The sequence below is a fragment of the Paenibacillus sp. FSL R5-0341 genome (assembly GCF_037975235.1).
GTDB lineage: Bacteria > Bacillota > Bacilli > Paenibacillales > Paenibacillaceae > Paenibacillus > Paenibacillus amylolyticus_A.
In genome coordinates this window covers 3,629,175-3,655,160 of sequence record NZ_CP150241.1, presented here as the reverse complement: position 1 = coordinate 3,655,160, position 25,986 = coordinate 3,629,175, and the positions used below count along the sequence as shown (strand labels likewise).

Here is a 25,986-nt window from a genome sequence, read left to right as displayed (position 1 = left end):
TACTGCTGATCGGAGGGATGATAATGATAGGGAATGAGTCACCTGCTGAAGCTGACGGCGCGGATATACGGGCGGCCTGGGTATGGCAGGCACAGTCTGTTAGCAACGGAGATGAGCTGCTGGCTAACGCAGCTAAACATAAGATAAATAGACTCTACGTGAATGTAGACATGACGCTGTCCAAAGAGGTATACCAGACGTTTATAGCCAAAGCAAGCCGTGCGGGTATTGCGGTTGAAGCGCTAGGCGGCGATCCATCTTGGGCGGTCAGTGGCCGTGAAGGTCCCATGCTCAGATTAGCCTCGTGGGTAAGTGATTATAATCTGGATGCGGAGCCCAATGAGCGATTTGATGCCATACATCTGGATATTAAGCCTTACGTTTTACCAGCCTGGAAAGAAGATGCCAAGCCACTGGTTCAATCCTGGGTGACCAATATGAATTTGTTATTTGAGCAAGTGAGACAGGATGGCGCAGTTGCTGTGAATGTTGACCTGCCATTTTGGCTGGATTCGTACACCGTCACAGGGAATAGAACTTCTGAGGATGCGGATAACGAACCATTGTCACGTTGGTTTATTGAACATGTGGACCATGTCACTTTACTCGCTTACCGTGATAACGCGCAAGGCAACAATGGCATTATACGTTTAATTGAACAGGAACTAAACTGGGCTGATGCCAGTAATGCGAGCATCACGGTTGGGTTGAACACCAAGCCCATGCCTGGCGAGGAGTTCACGACATTTGCCGGTAAAGGGGCGGCGCAGCTGGAAAGTGTTATTGAAGAAGTTGCCTCTGCATTCAGCGAACATACTTCCTACGCCGGTTCTGCTGTACATGACATTGTATATTGGGGACAACTGGAGCCGTCGGAACTGCCATCACCGGAGATTCCATCCAACCAGCCAGAGATTCGGGGAACATATATTTGGGAGGCCTCTCAGGTGACGAATGACGGAGGCGAGCACATCCTAGCGTTTGCGAGAGAGCAGAACATTAACTGGTTGTATGTTCGCTTGGATCTGGATCAACCCTATTCCAGTTACCGAAGTTTTGTAAAACGGGCCAAAGCCCAGGGCATTGAAATCCATGCGATGGGTGGACACCCGATCTGGGGCAAGAAAGAGAATCGTCCACGGATACAGCGCTTAATAGATTATGTGAAAAATTATAATGCTGAATCCGAACCGGATGAACAATTTGAAGGCATCCATCTGGATATTGAGCCTTATACCTTGCCGGAGTGGGAGAGCAACCGGAATACCCTGTTGACCGAATGGGCCGCCAACATTACTTTTTTCCAGGAAGAGACGAAGAAGGATAGTGATCTCGAAACGAGTGCAGATCTTGCTGTCTGGCTGGATACCTTCCCGTTGCCGGGCAAAGATATGTCTGTGACAGAGTTTATGATTGATACACTCGATCATGTGTCGATGATGGCTTTCCGTAACAAAGCGGAAGGTTCCAATGGCATTGCTGCTGTGGTGAGTCAGGAGATGGAGATCGCGGATCGTTTGGGCAAAAGGTTAATGATTTCGGTAGAAATGAAAGAGAACCACGAAGGTCCTCATATTTCATTTTATGAGAAGGGGGCAGCAGAGATGGAGCTTCAACTTGCCAAGCTTCCCGATCTGCTGGCCGAATATCAAGCTTACCAGGGCAATATTGTACATGCCTATGATTACTGGATTCAAGCCAAGCCTTAAACAGGCGAGTAATATAAGAAATAAATGGCTTCGGGACTTCACCTTGGGTGAGGTTCCGGGCTTTTTTTTATGGGAAAAAGATGGAATCGTGTCACCGAATGGGCTCCTGCACAATACGATGTACGGTGATGAACAGCTGAAACAAGGGAGGAAACAGACTATGGCTGTTATTAAAGCCAACTCAGAGGACGTCAAGCTATTGGCTAGGCTAATGAGGGCGGAGGCTGAAGGTGACGGCGAACAAGGTATGTTGCTTGTGGGCAATGTAAGTGTGAACCGGGTACTGGTGGATTGCCTGGACTTTAAGGATATTCGCGATATCAATCGTATGGTATTCCAGAATCCAGGAGGCTACGAGTCCACACAGAAGGGTTACTTCTACCAGCGGGCAAGACAGTCCGAGATTCGTCTGGCACAACGTGTGATCAATGGAGAGCGTTTCTGGCCTGCCAGCAATTCATTGTGGTTCTTCCGACCTGTGGGCGAGTGTCCTGAAACGTGGTATAACCAGCAAAATACAGGACGTTTCAAAGCGCATTGTTTCTTCAGTCCTTCAGGCGAAGACTGTCCGGAAGTATATTAAATTTGGGGAGGAATCACCATGATTAATCAGCCTTATCAACCATCGACTCAAACATTGGGTCAGCAAGCGAATTCCGTGTTAGGCCAACAAGCCAATTCTCAGGTTCAAGGTACGTCTTACAAAATCGGTAACGGAATGCCTTCCATGTCAGTAACACCAGGTATGGTATCACCAAGCTCCACAAGTGTACCCCCACTCGTATCCAGCGGAAGCCCAATGACACCAACGGGTGCAGTCATCACTACAACGGCTCCACAGTTTGAGCAGTCGTACATTGAAAATATTTTGCGTCTGAACCTCGGGAAATTCGGTACGTTCTACATGACATACGAAGGCAACAAAGAGTGGAACGCTCGTATATTCCAAGGTATCATTGAAGCAGCGGGCCGTGACCATATTATCATCAGCGACCCGAAGACAGGAAGACGGATCATGCTGTTGATGGTCAACTTCGACTATGCTACATTTGATGAGCCGTTGTTGTATCAGTATCCTGGCGTAGTAGGAAACTACCCACAAGCTCCAAGCAGATGATCATTGGCGCCTCATCAGTTTGATTGATATTTGATATGAATAACACATACTGAATTACATGCTGTCCTGAATGTGGATATCCGCAGACGGGACAGCTTTTTACATAAGTATTTGTGCAAAACGATTACATATGATCGAGTAAGACGTAACCTTTTGATAAAAACATGGCACTTATATATGAATAGAACAAGCAACATGCCTATATGAAGGGAGTCCATAGTTTGAAGTCATGGATTGAAGGAGCGATGAAAGGCGAACCCGAAGCTTACACACAACTGATGTCTCAATATCGCGGGATGGCTCTTGCTGTTGCCTACAATCGGTTGGGGGATACATTCTGGGCAGAAGATGTCGTGCAGGAGGCGTTTACTGAGGCCTTTGGCAATCTGTCCAAGCTGGAAGATTCGGAGGCTTTTCCCGGGTGGTTCAAGGTGATCGTGGAGAGGCAGTGTTATCGCTGGCTAAGACGCAAGCAGCATACCCTGATTCCCGTTCAGGAGCTGGAGCATGTATTCCATGAAGAGGATCAGTCGCATAATCCAGAAGAACAAGCGGTGCAAAACGAAATGCATCGAACGCTGCGTGATTCGATTGCAATTTTGCCGTCATCGATGCGGATTGCTGTTGAACTGTTTTATTTGGAAGGATACTCACTCAGGGAAATATCGGATTTTCTCGGGGTTAAGGTACCTGCATTAAAGAAAAGGCTGTTCGATGCCCGATCCAAACTCAAGCGCTCTATGCCAGTGAGGGATCTGGTCTCTGTGTTCAGTGACTTGTATGAAGGAGGAAAAGGATTGTTACACATTATGAATGGCGATCACGCTGCCAATCGTCTAAGAGAGAGTGGAATCGAGGGAGATATCCTCGTATGGAGAGAATTGTACACGTTCGGGCCAGTAGCCAAAGATATGGGAGATGTAAAGGAGCGTAAGAATCGGGCATCCGTGTTAGAGCGGCAGTTGGGCATTCCACAGACGGAATACTTGCAGATTGAGGAGCTTGAACGCAAGTTGCATTCGTTTCAACAATACAAGGAGATTGTCTTATGGTTTGAATACGATCTCTATGATCAGACAATGTTATCTTACTTATTACATTATTTCAAAGGACAAGCACTCCAGAATACGAAGCTGAATCTGCTCTATATTGACTCGTATCCAGAGATCGAGCACTTTAGGGGACTGGGTCAACTAACCTCCACACAGATCGAACGTCTGTCTGGCAGTTGGCATGTGATTGATACGGACGAGCTACAGGCAGGTGCACAGTTCTGGGAAGCCTATACGTCATCTGATATCCGGCATCATCTGGATTACTTGCAGGCAGACACTTCTGCGCTCCCCTTTGCGAACGCTGCCTTTAAGGCACATTTGTCTCGTTTGCCATCTGTATCAAACGGCTTGGGAGTCATTGAGCAGACGACACTGGAGACCATTAAAGCAGGTGTGGAGCGTCCATATCCTTTGTTTCAAGAGGTAGGGAACAAGCTGCATATTCTCGGGATGGGTGATCTTGAATACTGGGCACACCTGAAGCGAATGACAGAAGGACCGTATGCGCTGCTTCAGTTGACTGGTGCAACAATTTTTCCTAACTTCAGGCAACATGATGAAAAATTCGGTGACGCAGTCCTGTCGCTGACGGAACTTGGGATTCAGGTGCTGAGTGGAGAGGCAGATTGGGCGCTACTGAAGCAGGATGAATTCTGGATCGGTGGATTGCATAACGAAAGGGGGGAACAAGCGAAGTGGCGCTGGAACCCAGCTTCTGAGACCGTAAACGAGATTGAGTCGACATAGGAAATAGAGGAAAAGATATAGAGTTTCGGGCAATGGTCCTATACTTCTATGCTATATAAAAGTAATAAATAAAGAGAGTATCCAGCCATGTCGAAGCATGAGTGAGGATACTCTCTTGCGTTTGGTTAATTCATTGTTTGCAAAATGTTAAAAAAACAGCGTAATCGTTACTTTTGTAAAAGAAAAAAGGCGTTTGTGCCATTTCGTTGTCATAGGACACGGATTGACTGTGTAGTGTAGAATTATATAATAAAAGAAGCATATCTTTGTTATTCGACAGAACCGGGTGGAGGTGGAAGCATTGGGAAGTTGAAATTGCATATGAACGGCAGAATGGCTAATATCCTACATTTTCGAAGGAGGTGGACCTATTTGCCGAAGAATGACGGCGAATAGGATGACAATTTGAGTGACCCCTTACCGAGTATATTGAATTTATTGTTAATTGGTTTACTTGTATTAATGAATGGTTTCTTTGTGTCGGCGGAATTCGCGATGGTGAAAGTTCGTGGAAGTCGGATTGAGGCTTTGGTGGAAACGGGCAACAAAAATGCAATATATGCTTCCAATATCGTACGCAATATGGATGCATATCTGTCAGCTTGCCAATTAGGTATAACGCTGGCTTCACTGGGACTTGGATGGTTGGGAGAACCGGCAATTGCACATCTGTTAGAGCCCATGTTTACCGCATTTGGACTGGGACCAGTTTACGTTCATGGAATCTCTATTGCCATTGCATTTGTAATTATAACGATCCTGCATATTGTACTGGGAGAACTTGCTCCCAAAACGATGGCGATTCGAAAATCTGAAACGATCACGCTGTGGTCTGCAGCCTTGCTAACGTTCTTCTACAAGTTAATGTACCCATTCATATGGGCCCTGAACGGTATGGCTAACGGCTTGTTGAGACTATTCCGAATGGCACCAGCTTCGGAGATCGACTCCGCACATAGCGAAGATGAAATACGTATTCTGATGAAAGAAAGCAATAAGAGCGGTTTAATTGATAACACTGAATTAGCACTTGTTGATAATATATTTGATTTTACGGATACAACCGCCCGTGAAATTATGATTCCGCGGACGGAAATGATTTGTCTGAACGCCAATGAGTCCATGCTGGAAAATTTGGAGATTGCCAGTGATAGTATGCGAACAAGGTATCCGGTGTATAACGGAGACAAGGACCATATTATCGGCTTTATTCACATTAAGGATTTGATGCGATCCCAACTTACGGATACCATCTCCGTAATCCGGCCGATCCTGGCTGTGCCAGATACCACACTGATCAGTGATCTGCTCAAGCGAATGCAGCGTAGCAAGACACAGATTGCGATTCTAATCGATGAATATGGCGGAACCTCCGGGCTTGTCACGCTTGAAGATATCATGGAAGAGATCGTAGGCGAGATTCAGGATGAGTTCGACCATGAACGTCCTGCCATTGAGCAAGTGGATGAGATGGAATACTCTATTGATGGATTGATGCTGATTGAAGAAGTCAGTGAAAGATTCGGACTAGAGATGGATCGTGCCGATTACGATACCATCGGGGGCTGGCTATACTCGAGAGTAGATGCCATACCACCTGAGGTCGGTCAATCGGTTGAGTATGGAGGGTATGTATTTGTCATTCAAGAGACAGAGCACAAGCGGATCTCTCGAGTGAATGTGATTAAGCTGGAACTGTTGGTTGAAGAAGAAGGCGCGTAGCCAGATCAAAATTGTAACGAATGAAGCTGTATGGTGACGCAATGGTCATTGTACAGCTTCTTTGCATACTCATGATTCTTTGGGTACATGAATGACAACATCGGCGTAACGATTCTCCGTGACAAAGCTATTTTTGATATAAATTCGCTTATAAGTGACGTAAACATTCTCTCCCGGAGCTAGATCATGCTGGATATTCAGCTTTTTTCGAGTGGATTGGGTTGTTGTTGGTGTCTTAATGGTGATGATTTCGTACATATGTGTATCGACGAAAGTAACCTCGTAAGAATTGTAGTCCCCCACCTTAGTGGTGGACAGCACCGGATTTTGCTTATACTGAGTTAGGTGATCATTCACCATGCCAAGTGTTACGGGTAACACATAAAACAGAAGTACCAGCGGCAGAAGGCAGAAAGCAATCCCGAAAACTCGTAAAAATTTGACATGGGAAAGGGTTCGGCGACTCTGCTTGAAGAAAAGAAAAGCAAGGATGGGGGAAAGTACAAGTCCCCAGATCATAAAGGGTAATACATAGCGGTCAAGACCCATGCTTATCCAGCTCTCCCGAGCTGTAGACAAGAAATATATTAAGGTCCCGATGGTAAGCACACCCACCAAGATAAGAAGAACACGTTTGAACGAGCCGGAAACTTCGATGTGTAGTTCATTCGGATTGGAGCTGTGACGATGCCTTCTGGATTTGGATTGAAGTTTGCTCAATTTATACACCTCACTTGCAAATCTTGTTGGTTAATATGGTTCCGACCATACATTACCCAATACATACGGTCTGGAATAATTTAGGTTTCACAATACTGGAAATGTATAAAAGGACAAAAGACGCTGCCGACAGAAACATCGGAGCGTCTAATTTTTTTTGAAACCTGTCACCCGATCCGTCCGTTTATACCCTTACACAAAATCAAATATGGAAGCGGAGGATGGATCATTATGCGGAAAATGAATAATAAGAGTATAACATCTATGCTAAAAGTAACCCTTGCGGCCTTGTTAATGGTGCCAACGATCCTTGCTGTACCTGTGGCCGAAGTAGCCGATGCAAGCCCAATAATCAACGTGTCCTCTGGTGCACTTACAGCTCCACCGCCATCCGAACCAACCATCGATTCGCTTGCTGCCACTCAGGAACGAGGACATATCTATCAGGCGGTCGGTGCACTCATCCCTGGGGGAGGACTTTCTGCCATCGTCAATACGAAGACAGCGACATATGTGGAAGTGAAGACCCTTTCCGTAGATTACCGACTTGAGCGCTGGACAGGAACAGCATGGGTGATTTTCAAAACCAACTCTAAAACTGCAACGAAAACAAACTTACTGAATGCCACATCGGATTGGACCGTTATGCCAGGATATTATTATCGCGTTACCAGTGTTCATACAGCGTATGATGGAAGTACTACGGATACAAGTAAACATGTCTCTGGCACTGTGTTATTTTGATCTTATCGGCGGGTGCTGCCGGGAAACTTCTGCTCTTGAAAATCGTTGGCAATAGCCGTCATTTCTTCTTCGGAAAGGGTACCAAACAGACTCATATTGTTGGAACCCATCATCCACTGAAAGGAATTATAGGGTGGGCCGATATACATCAGTGCTTCCGTGCCGTCCGCCAGCTTTACGGTGCTCATATCACGAAGCATGGCCCCTTCAATCTTCTCCCCAGGCATGACATAGACATAATCAAACTGGATGATCTCATCCTCTATGCTCTTGCCTTCACTGGTATATTGAACTCTCATTTGTGTGGACTCATAATAATCGTCTGGATTCACAGGGTTTTCAGTATCGAGCACGAGTTCGAATTTGACCTTGTTAAATCGCTCGGGAATGGCCTTCGATAACAGAAAGTCACCCATGAACCCATCGCGTGCGATTTCTTCCGTAACAAGTACTGGACGAAGCAGGTGGCTTGATAACTCATACGAAGGTGTATTAAGAGCCTCTTCTTCTTGTACTTTAAGAATGTCATCTAAGCTCGTTTCCGGTGGTGGAGGCGTTTTGGCTGTTGACGGATCAGCCCCCAGATGGGTCGTGCGATCCTCGATGACAATGGATTTCATGCCATTCCCCCAATCCTTGATGGATTGTACAAATGGGGATACCGCTTGCGTACCGGATGGCAGGCTGAAAATAACGGCCCCGATGGTTACGGAAGCAGCTACGACAACGGAAAGCCGCAAGGTACGTATTCTTTTTTTACGTAAACCAATTCTGTTAATTTCCCTGTGTACCTTCTGCCAGGATTGCTGCATGGATTCGGTATGGGAGGCGGAAGGGGCAGAGACGGCCTGATGGAAAGCCTCATCAAAAGCCAGATCAAACGCAGCGTCGAAATATTCGTCTTCCAGCTCTGAATCGAATGGCTCCACATATTTATCGGACTTGCCTTTGCTCAATGCTTCCACCCCATTCCTTATGTAATTTCTTCTTGATACTGCCGCGGGCTCTGAACAAACGTTGCTTCACAATGTCTTCGGAGGTATCCAGCAGTTCAGCCATCTCTCGGTAGGAGAGACCTTTTTTCCACCGTAACTCCACCAGTACACGATATTCGGGTTTGAGCTGTCCGAGATAATGTTCAATGGACTCTTGCATCATCTGCGTTTCCACCATGCTTTCCACGGAAGCTGCCGTCTGATTCATCGTCTCCATATCTATAAAAACACTATCCGTATCCACTTGGTTACGGTTATTTTTATTTTTTCTCAGATAATTAATAGCTGTATTCCTTGTGACGACCTTGAGCCAGGCTTTCAGTTTGACCTCGTCTTCGAAAAGGGGTTTGTTTTTAATGATTTTGATAAAAGCTTCCTGAATAATATCTTCTGCAGCAGCACGCTCCTTGATGATATAAACGATAAGACCATGTACCATATTATAATATTCATAATACACTTCTTCTTGAAGTGCAGAGCCTAAATTATGGAAATCTGAGGCGAGTAGTAACTGAAGCCGATTGGCCATGATGTTCTCCTTTCTGGTGAACAATCCACAAACATTGGTATCATTACATTTTACAACATAATATGGAAACGATACAATGGGAGGTTGGTCCGAGAAAACCAGATGAGGAGAGTGCATGAAGCCTCCGGGACATTTTGCTGAAAATTAATAAAAGGCTGTCTCGCCAACCATGAATTCATGGTTGCAAGACAGCCTTTGCTACTGTTTAGTGAAAATACATTACGGGGAGAACTCATCCGTAACCGTTAGAATGCCCAGTCTCCCTTAAGGAAGATGGCTTCGCGTTCACCATTTGCCGTGATACCGTAGATGTCCGTCTCGGGAGAGCCCATCATGAAGTCCACATGGGTGATACTGTTGTTCATGCCACGGGCTGAAAGCTCTTCGGGAGACATCGTCTTGCCACCTTGGATATTAGATGCATAGGAACTGCCGATCGCAAGGTGACAGGACGCATTCTCATCATACAACGTGGTGTAATACAAGATACCGCTCTCAGAAATCGGGGAATGGAAGGGAACCAGAGCCACTTCGCCAAGATAATGGGAACCTTCATCCATGGAGATGAGTCTTTCGAGCGTATCCTGACCTTCCTCCGCATGAAAATCAACAATGCGTCCATTCTCGAAGGTGAGTGAGAAACGATCAATAATGCTTCCACCATAACTGAGCGGTTTGGTGCTGGTAACTGTACCGTTGACACCAAGTTTGGCTGGAGCTGTGTATACTTCCTCTGTAGGGATATTCGCTACAAAAGGGGTACCTTGCTCATTCACGCTCCCAGCTTGCGCCCAGATATGTCCCTCAGGGAGTTCGACGGTCAGATCCGTCCCCGGGGAGAGGAAGTGCAGAGCCTGATACTTCTTATTGTTCAATGCAACGGCCTTGGTCTCCAATCGTTCAATATGCTGTTCCCAAGCCGCTACAGGGTCCTCCAGATCAGCTCTTACCGCAGCGAAAATGGCTTCCCATAGCTGGCTAACCTGCTCAGCTGCCGATAGATTCGGGAATACTTTGGCTGCCCAATCGGGGGAAGGACAAGCTACACCCGTCCAGCTCATTTTATCTGCTTGTTGATACTGACGATACTTGGCCATTGCCTGACCAAATGCACGCTGATGTGTCGAGATCCGCTCCGGGTCAATACCTTTCATCAGGTCTGGGCTGGATGACAATACGGTCAGGAAGGCTGCATTATTGGCCGCCAGTTCTTCAAGCTCTGCCGCATGCCATTTCGGTGGCTCTTGGAAGGATTCCTCAGGGGCCATCTCAAACCGTAAGCGATTGACGGTTTCATCTCCGTATTTTACAATAACCTGCTTGGCGCCAGCTTCGTATCCTTTGCGGACCAACAAACGTACAAATTCAGCAGTATCAATCATCGCACTGATGACAAAGACTTGCCCTGGCTGCACGTTTGCGCCTACTTTTACAGCCAGTTCAGCGTAACGATCCAGTTTTTGTTCAAAACTTAACATATGCGTTCCCTCCAATGATTTAATTTTAGATCCTTTGACGCAGGAAAAGAGAGGAGTAATCTCCTCTCTCTAATCACATCAAATGGGATTAAAATGCCCAGTTTCCTTGCAGGAAGATTGGCTCTTCCGCGCCTTCGGAGGTAACGCCGTGGATATTCATTTCCCCAGATCCAATCATGAAGTCTACATGAGTGAGACTGGAATTCATGCCACGTTCAATCAACTCTTCTTTGGACATCGTTTTACCACCTTCGAGACAGAAGGCATAGGCATTACCGATCGCCAAGTGGTTGGAGGCATTTTCATCAAACAGGGTATTGTAGAACAAAATATTCGTATCGGAAATTGGTGACTGATGTGGAACAAGGGCTACTTCACCCAGATAGTGTGCACCTTCATCCATCTCGATCAGGTTTTTGAGTGCATCCAGTCCCTGCTCAGCGGTGTAATCTACGATTCGACCGTTCTCAAATGTAAGGGAGAATCCGTCAATTAAATTGCCGCCGTAGCTCAGTGGTTTCGTGCTGCGCACTGTGCCGTTAACACCTGTTTTCAGTGGAGCCGTGAATACTTCTTCCGTAGGCATATTGGCAATAAAGACATGTCCTTGCTCATTCACACTTCCACCGGATACCCAGATATGGCCTTCTGGAAGTTCGATGGTCAGGTCTGTACCTGGAGCTGTATAGTGGAGCTTTTTGTATTTTTTGTTGTTCAGCAGATCGGCGCGGGAATCGAGATTTTGCAAATGGGTTTTCCATTCGGCAACAGCATCCTGTTCACCGATGCGTACTGTTTTGAAAATGACATCCCACAGGCGATCCACTTGTTGTGCTTCCGGCAGATCCGGGAACACTTTAGCTGCCCATTCAGGAGAAGGAACGGCTACGATAGACCAGCTGAATTTGTCAGCCATCTGATAAGAACGATATTTTTCGAGCGCTTTGCCGCGCACTTTTTGGCTAGTAATAATCCGTTCCTGAGCTACTCCGTTCAGCAAATCCGGATTTTCAGCGATGACGTGCAGAATAGCGGCACCTTCTTCAACGAGTTCCGTCATTTCAGCTGCAAACCATTTCGGTTCAATAGAGAAGGCTTCATCAGGTGCAAGATCGTAATGAAGACGTGTAACGGTCTCGTCGCTCCAGTTTACTTTGACCAGTTTGGCACCTTTACCATAAGCTGCTTTGACAATCAGTCGTACAAAATGCGCTGCCGAGATTGGAGCGTTAACCACGAGTGTCTGTCCAGGATGGACATTAACACCGACTTGAACAGCCAGTTCAGCATATTGCTGCAGATTCGTTTCAAAAGTATTCATGCTATTTTTTCCTCCAATGTGATAATAATATCGTAGCTTGTTGGCTATTATAGATGTTGTTCAAACACGTATTATAACCCTCATTACAACGATGTAAGGACTCAGAATGGTTCCTTCATTGAATAAGGTATACGTTGCTACGTTATATATTGTACAATTAACCAATAATAATTACCAAACTAGGTTTACCAGAAATGTAGGAGACCTGCTGTAGATGAAAGATTAAAGGAGAGAATGATTGTGAATATTGAAATTATAAGTGCCGAAATGCGCCGTGAAGGTGAAAAAGGATACGTGGGAAATACCGTTTACCGCACAGAAGGCGAAAAGTCAGTATATGAGATTACCTTCATGAGCAAGAACGGAAAAGACTGGGACTATAGCTTGCATTTCACCGAGCAATCCGGAGATGAAGATGAGTTGCTTCGTATGGACGAGCTGCTTGAGAATGATGACGATCTGTACAATCAATTGCTCGATGCCGCTTTGGAGGCTTATCCGGCTTAACTGGCTGAGATATTCTTGTTCTATTGTGTCGTGTCGATGACTATACTAGACGGTGTATGCCCGAAACAGGGTGTATACCGTCTATTTTATTGGAAATGTTGAATAGATGATCCAGAAAAGGGAAGTCTACGAGATGAATGGAACCAGAGAGACAATCCGCCTAATGGGAGGTAACCGTGAATGGCATCTGACAATCTGATTACAGAAGGGTTGACGGGGCTTGAAGAAGTCGCGCCCGATATTCTCAGTCTGCGTACACTATTCGTTAATGTCGTGTTCATCGGAGAGCCAGGAAGCAGGAACTGGGTCCTCGTGGACACCGGAATGGCGAGGTTCACGGATCATATTGTTCAGGTTGCAAGCGAACGTTTTCAAGGTCCGCCATCTGCGATTATATTGACACATGGTCACTTCGACCATGTAGGAACCGTTATTGAACTGGAACAATTCTGGGGTGTACCTGTGTATGCGCACCCGCTTGAAATTCCATATTTGACGGGATTGAAAGATTACCCGCCGGCGGACCCTTCTGTAGGTGGAGGTCTAATGTCCAGATTGTCATTCGCTTATCCCAATGAGGCAATCAATCTGGATGATCGGATATTCAGTCTGCCGAAAGATCATTCCGTTCCAGGCGTATCGGGATGGGAATGGGTGCACACGCCAGGTCACACACCTGGACATGTGTCACTGTTTCGGGAAGCGGATCGTTTGCTGATTGCAGGGGACGCGATCATTACGGTGAAGCAGGAATCGCTGTGGAGTGTGTTACTTCAGGACAAACAGTTGCATGGCCCGCCGTCCTATTTCACAACCGATTGGCAGGCTGCACATCAATCTGTTCAGCATATAAGGCATCTGGAGCCGAAACTTGCCATTACTGGGCATGGGCATGCCTTGAGCGGAGATATGCTAAGTGAATCCCTCAAGCAGCTTGATCTGGACTTTGAAGAGAGCACGGTGCCGGATCACGGCAAATATGTAGATTAATTGAACCATAATAAGAATGGTGACAGAGACAGCCGCAGCCGTTTGCAGCTGTCTTTTTCATGTCTTTTTTGAGGCTCAATCATGAATTTGTTCTCTATCATAGATTGTTATTTTGTGCCCGGGCATGATATAGTCGAGCCGTATAATATAACCTTAGTATGCAGGAGGTACATATAACGATGACACAGCAAAATGCAGCATTCGAAGAACAATTTGGAGAGATTCCGGCCGTCTGGCTTCGTTTTAATCAATTTGAAGCGGCAGTTATTCCAAGCGTGGGTGCCAACCTCGTCGCTTTCCGGAATACCGAAAAGGGATTCCGTTACTTGAGAGAGCCGAATCAGGATCAGATGGATGAGTTTATGGCTGCACCTGCGGTCTATGGAATTCCAATTCTTTCTCCGCCGAACCGTTATGAGGATGGTCGCTTCCCCTGGAATGGTAAAGTCTATCAATTGCCTGTGAACGAACCGGCTACAGGTAACCATCTGCATGGATTTTTGCATGATGCTGAGTGGAAGGTTGAGGGATATGGTTCTGACCAATTGGAGAGTTATGTGCTGCTTAGCCAGGACGTGAAAGAGGGACATACATTCCATCAGTACCTGCCGTTTACGTTCACGGTAACGCTTCGTTACTCTTTGAGTAGCCAAGGACTTCAGCAGCAATTGATCGTGCGCAATAACGGTAAGGAATACATGCCTAACCTGTTTGCATTCCACACGGCGATCGCTGTACCGTTCGCACCAGACAGCCAAGCCTCGGACTACACGGCCAAAATTACGATTGGACAACGCCGTGAATTGAATGAGCGTTCGTTGCCAACTGGACAATTTCAACCGCTTACACCTGAGGAAGAACAATTGAAGAAAGACGGAGTTAGTCCGTTCTTTGCAGCTATGGATAATCATTACACCGCAGAACCTCAGAATGGGCGTAACTATATGGAACTTACGGATCATCGTACTGGAGACAAACTGGTATATGATGTGGGTACATCGTACAAGCATTGGATGATCTGGAACAATAACATGGGTGGCGAATTCTTCTGTCCTGAACCACAGATGAACCTGGTTAATGCCCCGAATGTTGAAGGCATCCCGGCGGAAGAAATCGGATTGATCGGTCTGGAGCCAGGTGAACTGTTCGAACAAACTAGCCGATTGTATCCCATTGCGTCACAAAAATAAATTCACGCTCATTTTGCGCTACGCTTACAATTTTGTCGAAAAGGTGAAAACCTGCTCGTAAATCATGTATAATATGACGAGATACACAAGCTTTGTAGAGACCCAAACCATCTTTTTGGAGGAGGACAAGCAAGTGGAATACCGCATTGAGAGAGATACGTTAGGCGAAATGAAAGTACCAGCCGACAGGCTGTGGGGAGCTCAGACGCAGCGCAGCAAGGAGAACTTTCCGATTGGTAGTGAACATATGCCGATGGAAGTTATACGTGCCCTTGCCATTTTGAAAAAAAGTGCTGCGGCCAGTAACCATAAATTAGGTAAATTATCTGCGGCCAAGTCCGATGCCATTGCTTATGCAGCAGACGAGATTATTGCAGGCCGAATTGACGACCATTTCCCACTGGTTGTGTGGCAGACAGGAAGCGGAACACAATCCAACATGAACGTCAACGAAGTCATTGCTAATCTGGGTAACCAACTGCTGGAGCAAAAGGGCAAGGAAGAGCGTCTGCATCCAAATGATGACGTGAACATGTCCCAGAGCTCTAACGACACATTCCCAACGGCTCTGCATGTCGCAGGTGTTCTGGCTGTTGAGGATCAACTTTTGCCAGCAATCGCGGTATTGAAAGCCACTTTTGCAGACAAGTCGGATACATTCAAGGATATTATCAAAATTGGACGTACCCACCTTCAGGATGCAACACCGATTACGCTCGGTCAGGAGATCAGTGGTTGGGAAGCTATGTTGGGCAAGAGCGAGCGCATGATTCGTGAAAGTGTGCAGTACCTGAAGGAGCTTGCGATCGGCGGTACAGCTGTCGGAACGGGCATTAATGCGCATCCGGACTTTGGAGACTTTACTGCCAAGGAGATTGGCAAGCATACAGGTAAAGATTTTGTATCTGCACCAAACAAATTCCATGCACTTACGAGTCATGATGAGGTTGTGTATGCGCACGGTGCGGTTAAAGCGCTTGCAGCTGATTTGATGAAAATCGCCAATGACGTCCGCTGGTTAGCCAGTGGCCCTCGCAGTGGATTGGGAGAAATCCGTATTCCGGAGAATGAGCCAGGCAGCTCCATTATGCCAGGTAAAGTCAATCCAACTCAGAGTGAGGCCATCACCATGGTGGTTACGCAGGTCATGGGGAATGATGCAGCGATTGGATTCGCAGCGAGTCAGGGTAATTTTGAACTGAATGTATTCAAACCGGTTATCATCTATAACTTCCTGCAATCTGTGCAACTTCTGGCGGACTCCATTATTGCGTTTAATGACAAGTGTGCCGTAGGCATCGAGCCTAACCTGGATCAGATTGAACATAATCTGAACAACTCACTTATGCTCGTTACAGCGCTCAACCCGCATATTGGATATGAGAATGCAGCCAAAATTGCAAAGCTTGCGCATAAAGAAGGATTGTCTTTGAAACAGGCGACGTTACAAACGGGCCTGCTTACGGAAGAGCAATTTGATCAATATGTCGATCCAGCCAAAATGATCGCTCCAAAGGCCTAAAATCAGCCTAAATGAGGAATTTAGATCGATGAAGATGACGACCTGTGGAAGCAGGTCGTTTTTCTAATGCAGATGAATGAACTTAAAGCTTGTCAGACTATACGTATACATATAAACTACATATGCAACAGTTTTAATGTACGTGAATGGGATTCGTATATATTTGGAGGTTTCCGCGTTGTCAAAAACGAGAAGATTTACGATACGCTCCAAAATTCTATTGGGCTATCTTGTGGTTGTAGTTTTATTTGGTGCTGTTTTGCTAGTTCTTACGGCCCAAATCAATGTGTTACAAAAGGAAAATGATTTTATCAGCCATCATGATCTGGAAGTGCACAATCTGACCAACGCGATTGAAAAAAATGTCTTGAACATGGAAACAGGACAGCGTGGATTCATGATTACAGGCAATGAAAGTTACCTGGAACCTTATTCCCAAGGCCTCTCGCAGTGGAATACCAACTATGATCAGCTAAATGCTCTCATTAGTGACAATCCTTCACAGCAGCAGAGTCTGCAGAATATCAAATCACATATTACACGCTGGATTGAGATCGCTGGGGAACCGTCGGTAAACTTGAAAAAGCAAGGGGATCAAGCAAAGGTAATTGCTTTCTTCCAGTCTGATCCGGGTAAAACCGAAATCGATCTGCTGAGAACCCAGCTCGCGACCTTCCGCAGCACCGAAATTGCGCTGACAGAAGCAAGGGTAACCGATCTTGCCGCACGCAGCTCCACACTGCTGACGATTATGTATACGCTCTGGGGTGTTATTGCAGCATTATCAATCACCGCTGCGATTGTAATCTCAGGGAATATCGTCAAAACGTTACGAGATGTCATGCACACGATCAGTGATATTTCCAAAGGTGGGAACCTGAAGCAGCGAATTCAGGTGCGAACACGTGATGAAGTGGGTGATCTGGGGAATGAAACGAACAAGTTGCTGGATGAAGTACAGGAACAGAATCGGATCAAGGACCAGATTACGGGCATTGCCACACTTTTGCAGAACCCGACCAATCTAGAGGGATTGTCACGCTTGTTCCTGAACGAACTTGCCATTCTTTTTGGAGTGCCTTATAGCGTCCTATATTATTTGAAAGACAATAGACTGCTGCGTGTGGCTGCATATGCTGCGGATGGAGAGAAAGAACGTTCACTTGGTAAAGTGTCGCTTGCCCCGGGTGAGGGGCTTGTAGGTCAAAGTGCTGTCGAGAAGCGAGTCTTGCGCATGAATGATCTACCCCAAAATTATATCCGAATCTCTTCGGGTCTTGGGTATGCATCGGCCACATCACTTACCGTAGTACCGGTCCTCTTTGAAGGCAGAACGATTGCGGTAATCGAGCTTGCTTCAATGAAGCCGCTGCAGGAGAGTGACATGAAGCTCATGCAAGAACTGACAGAGATTTTCGGTGTTTCACTACACTCCACCGTCACTCGTATGGAATTACAGCAACTATATGATGAGTCACAAGTTCTGAATGAAGAGCTACAGGCTCAATCGGAGAAACTTCAGGCTCAGACCGAAGAGATGCTATCTCAGACGGAGGAACTGCAGATGCAGACCGAAGAGCTTCATATGCTGAACGATCGTCTGGAAGTACAGAAGAGCGCTGCAGAGACATCAGCCAATGAACTTTCGGTTGTTGCGGATCAGTTACGAACGAGCTCGGGGTACAAATCCGAATTCTTGGCGAACATGTCCCATGAACTGCGGACACCGCTCAACAGCATGTTAATTTTATCTGAAATATTGTCTGAGAATAAAAATCAACACCTGAATAGTGAAGAGCAGAACTATGCTTCAGTCATTCACAAATCAGGCAAAGATCTGCTGAACCTGATCAATGATATTCTGGATCTATCCAAGGTGGAAGCCGGACAGATGGAAGTGGATTTCGATGATGTCTATCTGGGCAGTGTTCCGGAAGTCATGAACCAGTATTTCCTGAAAACGGCGGAACAGAAGAAAATAGATTTCCGGATTCAGCTCCAAAGTCCTTTGCCGGAAACGATCGTGACGGATGAGATGAGATTGCATCAGATTCTCCGAAATCTGCTCTCGAACGCATTCAAGTTCACCAGTCAGGGTGAAGTTGCCTTAACGATCTCCAGAATGAGTCTGGCGAACCCAGAAACGAACGGCCAAGAGACCGAAGTGATTGCTTTCTCCGTCAGTGATACAGGGATCGGGATTGCAGATGACAAACTCGTGCAGATCTTCGATGCATTCAAACAGGCAGACGGAGCTACAGCACGTAAATACGGGGGGACTGGGCTGGGCTTGTCCATCTCTCAATCGCTTGCGACCCTGCTGGGTGGTTCAATCTCGGCAACAAGCCGTGAAGGACATGGCAGTGTGTTCACACTGTTCCTGCCGCTGCGAAGAGATGAACCTGAGACTATACAAGCATCTCGGCTGTTCCTGAATGAGGTGGCTAGCACCACACCAGAGATTAACAAACTTCCTTCATTGACCGCAGCTCCATCGGACGTGTTATTAACACCTCTGGAAGAAGCGCTGCTCAGCGGACGCCAAGTACTTGTCGTTGATGATGATATACGTAATGTATATGCCCTGGCTAACGCGCTTGAGCAATACGGTATGAATGTCATTTCAGCGCAGAACGGATACGAGTGTCTGGAATTGTTGGAGCGTGGAGGAGTCAAACCTGATATCATCATGATGGATATCATGATGCCTGAACTGGATGGCTACGAGACAACTCGCCAGATCCGTGAACGACTTGGTCTGACTCAGCTTCCGATTATTGCGCTGACTGCCAAGGCCATGAAAGAGGATCGGGAGAAATGTATTGCAGCAGGTGCTTCGGACTATCTCAGCAAACCGCTGAATATCAAAGAAGTATTATCGCGTATGAAATTATGGATGAATCACGAAACATTAGAAATCTGATCTGAAAACCTATGCCGATTACAGGAGAGTGCGCTGTAATTAGGTCATAGGTTTTATTTTTTTGCCGTGTAAGCTTTATTCCGGAATTTGATGTTATAATACTTAACAACAAACCGAGTTAAATGGATGAATATATATTTAATTAGAAATATAATCCAGAATAAAGATGTAGGAACGAGAATAACACATTTATGTGTTATATATATGGGAGGTAGTGTCCATGCAACTTACGGTCAAAGAGGCTTTACAGGTATACCCGTTGTCGGAGGCCAAACTGGTTGCGGGTGGAGAAGGGACTTCACGGATGATGAAATCCGTTAACGTCATGGACGCTCCTGATATCGCGGATTGGATCAAATCCGGAGAAATGTTGTTCACCACCGCTTTTATTATGAAAGACAGCGAGACGGATGCACTACGTTTGATGCGGCGCTTGAATGAACGTGGTTGTGCAGGACTCGGCATCAAGCTGGGGCGTTTCTGGCAGTCCATTCCCCAAGGCATTGTCGAGGAAGCCGATCGACTTCGTTTACCTCTGCTTGAACTTCCTTTTCAATTCACGTTCTCGGACCAGATGAATGCCTTGTTCAAGGCTGAACATGAACGCAGTAATCGATTGCTGCATGAGGTCGTGCAGAAGCAGAAGAAATTAATGCAGTTTGCGCTGCAACAGCAGCCACACCGGAATGTGTTTGCAGAACTAGCCACGGTACTGAACTATCCGCTTGCCGTCATTGGTTCTCGTGGGCATGTGCTCTATGGCAGTGAAGGCATTGCGGGAGATGCGGTAACACAGGGCTGGCCTTGGAAATCCGTCATGCACCGAGTGAAATGGAATCAGGGAAGCTGTCACCGTGTACCGATTAAGCAAAATGATGAAGAATACGGGTCGTTGCTTGTGTTTACAGATTCAGCCCTATCGCTTCGGGCAGAGGAAGAGCTGTTCCAACAGGCTGCCGATGTACTGGCATTCTATATGGATATGACCTATCGTGAGCATATTAATCCGACCGTACAAGATGAGATGCGTACATTGCTTTCACAGTATCTGGATAACAAAATGACGGTTCAGGAATTGACCACCTTGAGTGAGAACAAAGGTGTCCATCTGTTCCAGGGAACCTATCAGTGCGTGCTGATCACGCTTGAGCCGACTCTGTTTGCTGAGGGAAAGCTACTTAAACAGATTCATCGTGAGTTGCAATACAATCCGCTGATGCAGTTCACGGCCTCGCAGCATTTTCAGATCGAAGATGGCATTCTGTCCATCTATACCTGTCCAACAGGGCGAGATTATGGAGAGGAGCTGTCAGGTTTTCTATTGAACCGGTTCGGTGATGTTCTGGCAGCACAAGAAGCGAAAGGGGCACCGGCTCCGCGCTTCTGGATCAGCAAAATGAAGCATGAGCCCAAATCGCTCCGTGAAGCGTATCAGGAGTGTTTGGATACTCGACAATTGGCTCGTCGGTTCGGCATGAAAGACCGTGCGCTGCAATTTGAAATGCTCGAATTTGCCTATGTGTTCCAACACGTACCGGATAACATCATGGAGAACTATTGCAATAAAGTACTTGAACCGTTACTTGCCAGGGATGGTGATCCCAATCAGGTGCTGATGAATACATTGGAGTCCTTTATCGAGAATGACGGACTGATCAATGAAGCTGCCAAGCAGCTGTTTGTGCACCGGAACACGGTCACCTATCGGATGGAGAAAGTCGGTAGCTTACTGCAAATGGACTTTAAAAAGACAAATGATCTACTTAAATTAAAGCTGGTATTCACCTTCCGCAAGTTTGTGCGGGACAAAGCAGCTGCAAGACCGCAAAATGTTCAACTCTAGACCGCATATTGTGCATCATGACAATACTACGGGCCAGACCCCCAAGAACCGCATTCCCTTGATGGAGTGCGGTTTATTCATGTTTGAGGACAACAAAAGCTGATCTTCCCGTGCACAGCAAACAAATCACAACTCTGATGTTATGTTATATTACAAAATTGCGTGAATATTGTTGTCGCGACATTGAACGACACTTAGAATGAAGAACAATAATCTACAACAGACCGGAGGTTCTAACATGAGCGACTTAATTAAACTTGTTAACAACTGGTCTATCACGCAGTTCGTGCATACGTTTGGCGGCTTATTTGAGGAATCACCATGGGTGGCTGAACGTTCCGGGCTTTCACGACCTTTCGATTCATTTGAACAGATGATGAATGTGATGAAGAAGGTGGTTCAGGCATCGAATGAACAGGTGAAATTGCAACTGCTTCGAAATCACCCGGATCTTGGAGCGCGAATCAGCATGAGCAGCAACTCCGTTCAGGAGCAGGCTGGTGCAGGGCTTGACTCGCTGTCACAGGAGCAATACAACGAACTTCAACAATTAAACAAAGCATATACAAGCCAATTTGGCTTTCCATTCATATTGGCCGTAAAAGGCCATACTGCAAGTTCCATCCTCGAATCCATGCGGCAACGTCATCGCCGAGGCAGGGAAGAAGAATTCGAGACTGCTTTGAAGGAAGTATTCAAAATTGCGGGCATTCGTTTGGAGCAATGGCTCGCACAGATCGGTCATGAACATGAGTTTGTAAGCAAGCCAGCCGCTGTACAGCAGCGGACCATGTATTATGGCAAAGGCGATGTATGGATGTACCGTTCCTACGCCAAGCCGTTGACGGGTATTCAGTCCATTCCGGAATCTCCGTTTATGGGACGCGGCAATATTCTGTTTGGCTTGAACATCAAGGTCGCTGTGCAGGGCGATGAATTCTTGCCTTCTTTTGCAGAAGGGGATAATTCGCTGGTGGTGGCAACCGATTCGATGAAGAATTTCATTCTCAAACATGCAGCCGATTACACAGGGGCGACGGTGGAAGGGTTTCTTGCGATGGTAAGTCGGCGTTTCCTGGAGACGTATCCGCAGATGAGCAAGGTTCAGATGACAGCGGACCAGATTCCTTTTGAAGATATACCCATTGGATTAGAAGGAAGTTATCGACCGAGTGCGCTCGTATTTCGTTATTCGCAGAATGATCGTGCGACAGCTGCCGTGGAAGCAGAACGAACAGGAGACTCAATTGAATTAAGCAACCATTTCAGTGGTGTAGCCGATCTGAGGCTGATCAAGGTCAAAGGCAGTGAATTTGCCGGATTTATGCAGGATGAATATACCACGCTTCCAGAGACATGGGATCGACCGTTATTTATTTTCCTGAACATTAATTGGCGTTATGACGATCCGAGAGATGGCATGGATGATCAGCGTGGGCGGTATGTAGCGGCGGAACAGGTCAGAGATTTGGCTGCGGCGGTATTTCATGAGTGTCGCTCTGCATCCATTCAACATCTGATCTACCAGATTGGACGAAGGTTGTTAAGTCGATTTGAGCAACTGAGTGAGGTTTCATTTGAATCCAACAATCGGACCTGGGAGACGGTTCTAGAGGAAGTGAAAGAGGGGGAAGGCAAAGTGTTTACCGAGCCGAGACCGCCATACGGATTCCAGGGTTTCTCGATGACAAGGGATGATCTGGGAACAGACGGGCATGACTCCGGGAAAGCAGGTGATGTCTAATGTCGATGTCTGAAGGACGAATTACAACACATGTGCTGGATACATCCAAAGGCGTGCCTGCTGCGGGTGTTCGGATCGAGCTGTATACCCTGAAGAGGGATGGGGAGCAGGAAAGCAAGACAAAAGTTGCGGAGTCGGTGACCAATGCGGATGGACGTTTGGATACGCCTCTGCTGGATGGCGGCAAGCTGGAGCAAGCGATATATGAGCTTCAATTCCATGTCGAGAGTTATTACGCACAACGTTCGTTGGAGGAGCTTGGGCAGGCACTATGGACGATTGTTCCGATTCGTTTTGCCGTATCTGATGCCTCAAACCATTACCATATTCCATTATTGATTGCTCCAGGAGGTTACAGTACATACCGGGGAAGCTGAATATGCATACATCCGGTTCTGATTCAGGGGGGAGGGTCATCCATATGACAACATTTGATACCATCATCCGGGGGGCCCGAGTGGTGCTGAAAGATCGGGTAGAGCAACTGGATATTGGCATTACTGGTGAAAAAATAACAGACATATCCACACGGCTGGCCGCTGGCGAAACGACTAGGCTTATAGAAGCTGAAGGCCTTACGGTGATGCCGGGCGTAGTGGACATTCATGTTCACTTCAATGAACCCGGACTCGCCAGTTGGGAGGGATTCGGGTCTGGATCGGCATCCCTTGCCGCAGGGGGAATCACAACCTATGTCGATATGCCGCTTAACGGCGTACCGCCTACCACAAGGCCGGAAGCATGGGAGATTAAAAAGAAAGCAGCCGTAAACCAATCGTATGTTGATTATGCTTTCTGGGGAGGGTTGGTTCCCGGCAATCGTGAGGAACTTGCTCCACTGTCACGGCTGGGTGCTGCCGGATTCAAGGCATTTATGTCCGAGCCGGGTGGAGAAGGGGAAGACATCTTTGCCAGAGCCGATGACCATACACTACTGGACGGAATGAATGAAATTGCAAAATTAAATCGTGTGCTCGCACTTCATGCAGAGGACGAAGGCATGGTTGCCGAACTTGGCGCGAAAAGCATTGCGGAGGGAAGGACTGAACCCATGGACTATGTCCGGTCACGTCCTGTGGAAGCCGAAGTCGTCGCGGTTGCCCGGGCGTTGAAGTATGGTGAACAGACCGGGTGTGCGCTGCATTTTGTGCATATTAGTACCAGGGAAGCACTGGATCTGATTGCAGAAGCCAAACGGCGTGGGCAGGATGTCACTTCGGAGACATGCCCTCACTATCTGACACTGACCGATCAGGATGTGGTTCGATTAGGTGCTGTAGCGAAATGCGCTCCACCGCTTCGCAGCTCTTCCGAACAGGAGCAGTTATGGGATGCACTGACTTCAGAATTGATTGATGTTATTGCTTCGGACCATTCTCCATGTCCGCCATCCATGAAACAATCCGATAACTTTTTTGAAATTTGGGGCGGTATATCAGGGGCGCAAAGCACACTGCTGATCATGCTGGAGGACGGACATCTTCAGCGCAATATCGACCTCCCGTTGCTCGGAAGAGTGCTCTCCCTGCAACCTGCCAGAAGACTTGGTCTGGAGAGCAAAGGAGAGATTGCAATTGGCAAAGATGCCGATCTCGTCCTGATTGACTGGGAGAAAAGTACAACCATGAACACGGAGGATCTGCTCTATACGCATCAACAGAGCCCTTATGTGGGACGTACATTTAACTGTCGCATTGCAGACGTATTTTGTCGTGGGCAACGGGTATATAACTCGGAATCTGGATTATCTCCTGAACCTATTGGGAAGCACATTGCAGCCCACTCCTCTAATCCCATCCAGGCGGGAACGGGGGAGACGCCATGACGGAGTCTGGAGTATACCGGTCATCCGGTACGAATAATCCACCTATTCCTTTGCCAAATGTAGAACAGGTGGAACTGCAAGCCATGCTTGACTGGCTGTCGACATATGGTGCGGATGCACAGGGTGGCGTTACACGACTGTTGTATGACTCGGCTTGGTGTGAAGCGCAGGGTGCCCTTGCTGCCAAAATGCAGGAGAAAGGACTGTCTCCCGAGTTCGACCAGTCCGGTAATCTGTATGGAACACTGAAGGGCGAGGGTAAGGAATCAGCGACTGGTGCTGAAGAATTACCGATAGTGACCGGATCACATATTGATTCTGTCGTGTATGGTGGCAAGTATGACGGTGCTTACGGTGTGGTAGCTGGAGTCCTGGCATTGGAGTATTTACAGAAGCATTTCGGAGCACCGAAGCGCACACTTCAAGTGGTATCGCTATGTGAAGAAGAGGGAAGTCGCTTTCCTTTCGCGTATTGGGGTTCACGCAGTATAACAGGCATAACGGCTCTGGAAGACGTAGAGCATTTGAAGGATCAACACGGCGTTACATTTGCACAGGCAATACGTCATGCGGGTTTTGGACCCGAAACTGTGCATCAACCCGCTGCGAAAAAATACGGTGCTTTTATTGAACTTCACATTGAGCAAGGTCAGGTTCTGGAACGCCTCGGACATTCGATTGGAGTTGTATCCGATATCGTAGGTCAGAAGCGGTTCAGTATTACCATCAGCGGAGAAGCAAACCACGCGGGAACGACGCCGATGTCCTGGCGCAAGGACGCACTTGCCGGAGCAGCCGAGATGATTGCTGCGGTTAGGAATATCGCATTGGAAGCAGGAGAACCGCTGGTAGCCACGGTTGGGCGAATTACAGCCGATCCGGGTGTTGGGAATGTGGTTGCAGCACGGGCGGTATTTTCATTGGATATCCGCCATATCCGGCAGGAGAGTATTGATCGCTGCTGGCAGGATATGCTTCAGGCTTTTAGTCGAATCGCAGCCGAGCAGCAGCTCGGACTGGACTGGGAAGAACATCTGTCGGTGACGCCCATTCCTATGGATGCCGAGATGATCTCAGACATTCAAGATATCTGTGAGAAGGAACAGTTGTCCTACTGGTTAATGCCAAGCGGCGCGGGACATGATTCGCAGATTTTCCAGCCGGCTTGTCCAACAGCTATGATCTTTGTGCCCAGCCAGGACGGTATTAGTCATAATCCACTTGAATATACAGCTGAGGCAGACCTGATGCACGGTTTTCGGGTTCTGGTCCGGCTACTCTATAAATACGGTTACGGGAGTTGAA

The 25,986-nt window shown here is 47.1% G+C and carries 21 protein-coding genes; 16 read left to right on the top strand and 5 right to left on the bottom strand.

The genetic code is table 11. The features are described from left to right. The first annotated feature begins 23 nt into the window (after positions 1-23). From MKX75_RS16255 to MKX75_RS16235, 5 genes are all read left to right on the top strand, one after another. The gene (locus tag MKX75_RS16255; protein WP_139331879.1) at positions 24-1,709 is read left to right on the top strand and encodes a hypothetical protein; all 1,686 of its coding nucleotides are present in this window, start codon (positions 24-26) and stop codon (positions 1,707-1,709) included. Positions 1,710-1,869: 160 nt separating this feature from the next. Next, complete coding sequence (locus tag MKX75_RS16250) at positions 1,870-2,292, top strand: cell wall hydrolase (protein ID WP_062836075.1); 423 nt, start codon at positions 1,870-1,872, stop codon at positions 2,290-2,292. Positions 2,293-2,427: 135 nt separating this feature from the next. Then, the gene (gene gerQ / locus MKX75_RS16245; protein WP_235599483.1) at positions 2,428-2,826 is read left to right on the top strand and encodes a spore coat protein GerQ; all 399 of its coding nucleotides are present in this window, start codon (positions 2,428-2,430) and stop codon (positions 2,824-2,826) included. A 221-nt stretch (positions 2,827-3,047) separates the two neighbouring features. Further along, a complete protein-coding gene (locus MKX75_RS16240; protein ID WP_339166009.1) occupies positions 3,048-4,628 on the top strand; it encodes a sigma-70 family RNA polymerase sigma factor in 1,581 nt (526 codons plus the stop codon). A 426-nt stretch (positions 4,629-5,054) separates the two neighbouring features. Beyond that, the gene (locus tag MKX75_RS16235; RefSeq protein ID WP_268801816.1) at positions 5,055-6,350 is read left to right on the top strand and encodes a hemolysin family protein; all 1,296 of its coding nucleotides are present in this window, start codon (positions 5,055-5,057) and stop codon (positions 6,348-6,350) included. A 69-nt stretch (positions 6,351-6,419) separates the two neighbouring features. On the opposite strand, the gene MKX75_RS16230 is transcribed toward MKX75_RS16235, so the two are convergent. Next, complete coding sequence (locus tag MKX75_RS16230; protein ID WP_339166007.1) at positions 6,420-7,070, bottom strand: hypothetical protein; 651 nt, start codon at positions 7,068-7,070, stop codon at positions 6,420-6,422. 264 nt (positions 7,071-7,334) lie between these two features. Between MKX75_RS16230 and MKX75_RS16225 the strand changes: the two genes are divergently transcribed. Then, the gene (locus MKX75_RS16225) at positions 7,335-7,814 is read left to right on the top strand and encodes a hypothetical protein (protein WP_339166006.1); all 480 of its coding nucleotides are present in this window, start codon (positions 7,335-7,337) and stop codon (positions 7,812-7,814) included. Between the two features lie 2 nt (positions 7,815-7,816). Here MKX75_RS16225 and MKX75_RS16220 read toward each other — a convergent pair whose 3' ends face one another. From MKX75_RS16220 to MKX75_RS16205, 4 genes are all read right to left on the bottom strand, one after another. Continuing rightward, on the bottom strand, positions 7,817-8,770 hold the full coding sequence (locus MKX75_RS16220; RefSeq protein ID WP_339166004.1) for a hypothetical protein: 954 nt from the start codon (positions 8,768-8,770) through the stop codon (positions 7,817-7,819). Further along, a complete protein-coding gene (locus MKX75_RS16215) occupies positions 8,748-9,338 on the bottom strand; it encodes a sigma-70 family RNA polymerase sigma factor (protein ID WP_339166003.1) in 591 nt (196 codons plus the stop codon). Before MKX75_RS16215 ends, MKX75_RS16220 begins: the two co-directional genes overlap by 23 nt. A 245-nt stretch (positions 9,339-9,583) precedes the next feature. Beyond that, positions 9,584-10,816, bottom strand: coding sequence for an aminopeptidase (locus MKX75_RS16210; protein ID WP_339166002.1), 1,233 nt, complete (start codon positions 10,814-10,816; stop codon positions 9,584-9,586). Positions 10,817-10,904: 88 nt separating this feature from the next. After that, positions 10,905-12,137: an aminopeptidase gene (locus MKX75_RS16205; protein WP_062834817.1), complete on the bottom strand. Its 1,233-nt coding sequence runs from the start codon at positions 12,135-12,137 to the stop codon at positions 10,905-10,907. Positions 12,138-12,377: 240 nt separating this feature from the next. Between MKX75_RS16205 and MKX75_RS16200 the strand changes: the two genes are divergently transcribed. The 10 genes from MKX75_RS16200 to MKX75_RS16155 all read left to right on the top strand — a co-directional run bounded on the left by MKX75_RS16200 (position 12,378) and on the right by MKX75_RS16155 (position 25,985). Beyond that, the gene (locus tag MKX75_RS16200) at positions 12,378-12,644 is read left to right on the top strand and encodes a hypothetical protein (protein ID WP_082762783.1); all 267 of its coding nucleotides are present in this window, start codon (positions 12,378-12,380) and stop codon (positions 12,642-12,644) included. A gap of 180 nt (positions 12,645-12,824) precedes the next feature. Beyond that, positions 12,825-13,634, top strand: a complete 810-nt coding sequence (locus MKX75_RS16195; RefSeq protein WP_062834815.1) for an MBL fold metallo-hydrolase — start codon at positions 12,825-12,827, stop codon at positions 13,632-13,634. Positions 13,635-13,813: 179 nt separating this feature from the next. Further along, on the top strand, positions 13,814-14,824 hold the full coding sequence (locus MKX75_RS16190) for an aldose 1-epimerase (RefSeq protein WP_339166000.1): 1,011 nt from the start codon (positions 13,814-13,816) through the stop codon (positions 14,822-14,824). 133 nt (positions 14,825-14,957) lie between these two features. After that, the gene (fumC, locus tag MKX75_RS16185; RefSeq protein WP_062834813.1) at positions 14,958-16,346 is read left to right on the top strand and encodes a class II fumarate hydratase; all 1,389 of its coding nucleotides are present in this window, start codon (positions 14,958-14,960) and stop codon (positions 16,344-16,346) included. A 178-nt stretch (positions 16,347-16,524) separates the two neighbouring features. Next, positions 16,525-19,269, top strand: a complete 2,745-nt coding sequence (locus MKX75_RS16180; protein WP_339165999.1) for a CHASE3 domain-containing protein — start codon at positions 16,525-16,527, stop codon at positions 19,267-19,269. Between the two features lie 220 nt (positions 19,270-19,489). Further along, complete coding sequence (locus MKX75_RS16175) at positions 19,490-21,112, top strand: PucR family transcriptional regulator (RefSeq protein WP_062834811.1); 1,623 nt, start codon at positions 19,490-19,492, stop codon at positions 21,110-21,112. A 238-nt stretch (positions 21,113-21,350) separates the two neighbouring features. Next, positions 21,351-22,856 carry a factor-independent urate hydroxylase gene (gene pucL, locus MKX75_RS16170; protein ID WP_339165997.1) on the top strand — a complete coding sequence of 502 codons (1,506 nt, stop codon included), beginning with the start codon at positions 21,351-21,353 and terminating at the stop codon, positions 22,854-22,856. Beyond that, positions 22,856-23,233 carry a hydroxyisourate hydrolase gene (gene uraH / locus MKX75_RS16165; RefSeq protein ID WP_145148274.1) on the top strand — a complete coding sequence of 126 codons (378 nt, stop codon included), beginning with the start codon at positions 22,856-22,858 and terminating at the stop codon, positions 23,231-23,233. The genes pucL and uraH overlap by 1 nt, the downstream gene beginning before the upstream one ends. A 44-nt stretch (positions 23,234-23,277) precedes the next feature. Next, complete coding sequence (allB, locus tag MKX75_RS16160) at positions 23,278-24,681, top strand: allantoinase AllB (protein ID WP_339165995.1); 1,404 nt, start codon at positions 23,278-23,280, stop codon at positions 24,679-24,681. After that, positions 24,678-25,985, top strand: coding sequence for a Zn-dependent hydrolase (locus tag MKX75_RS16155; RefSeq protein ID WP_339165994.1), 1,308 nt, complete (start codon positions 24,678-24,680; stop codon positions 25,983-25,985). Before allB ends, MKX75_RS16155 begins: the two co-directional genes overlap by 4 nt. Position 25,986 lies beyond the last annotated feature (1 nt).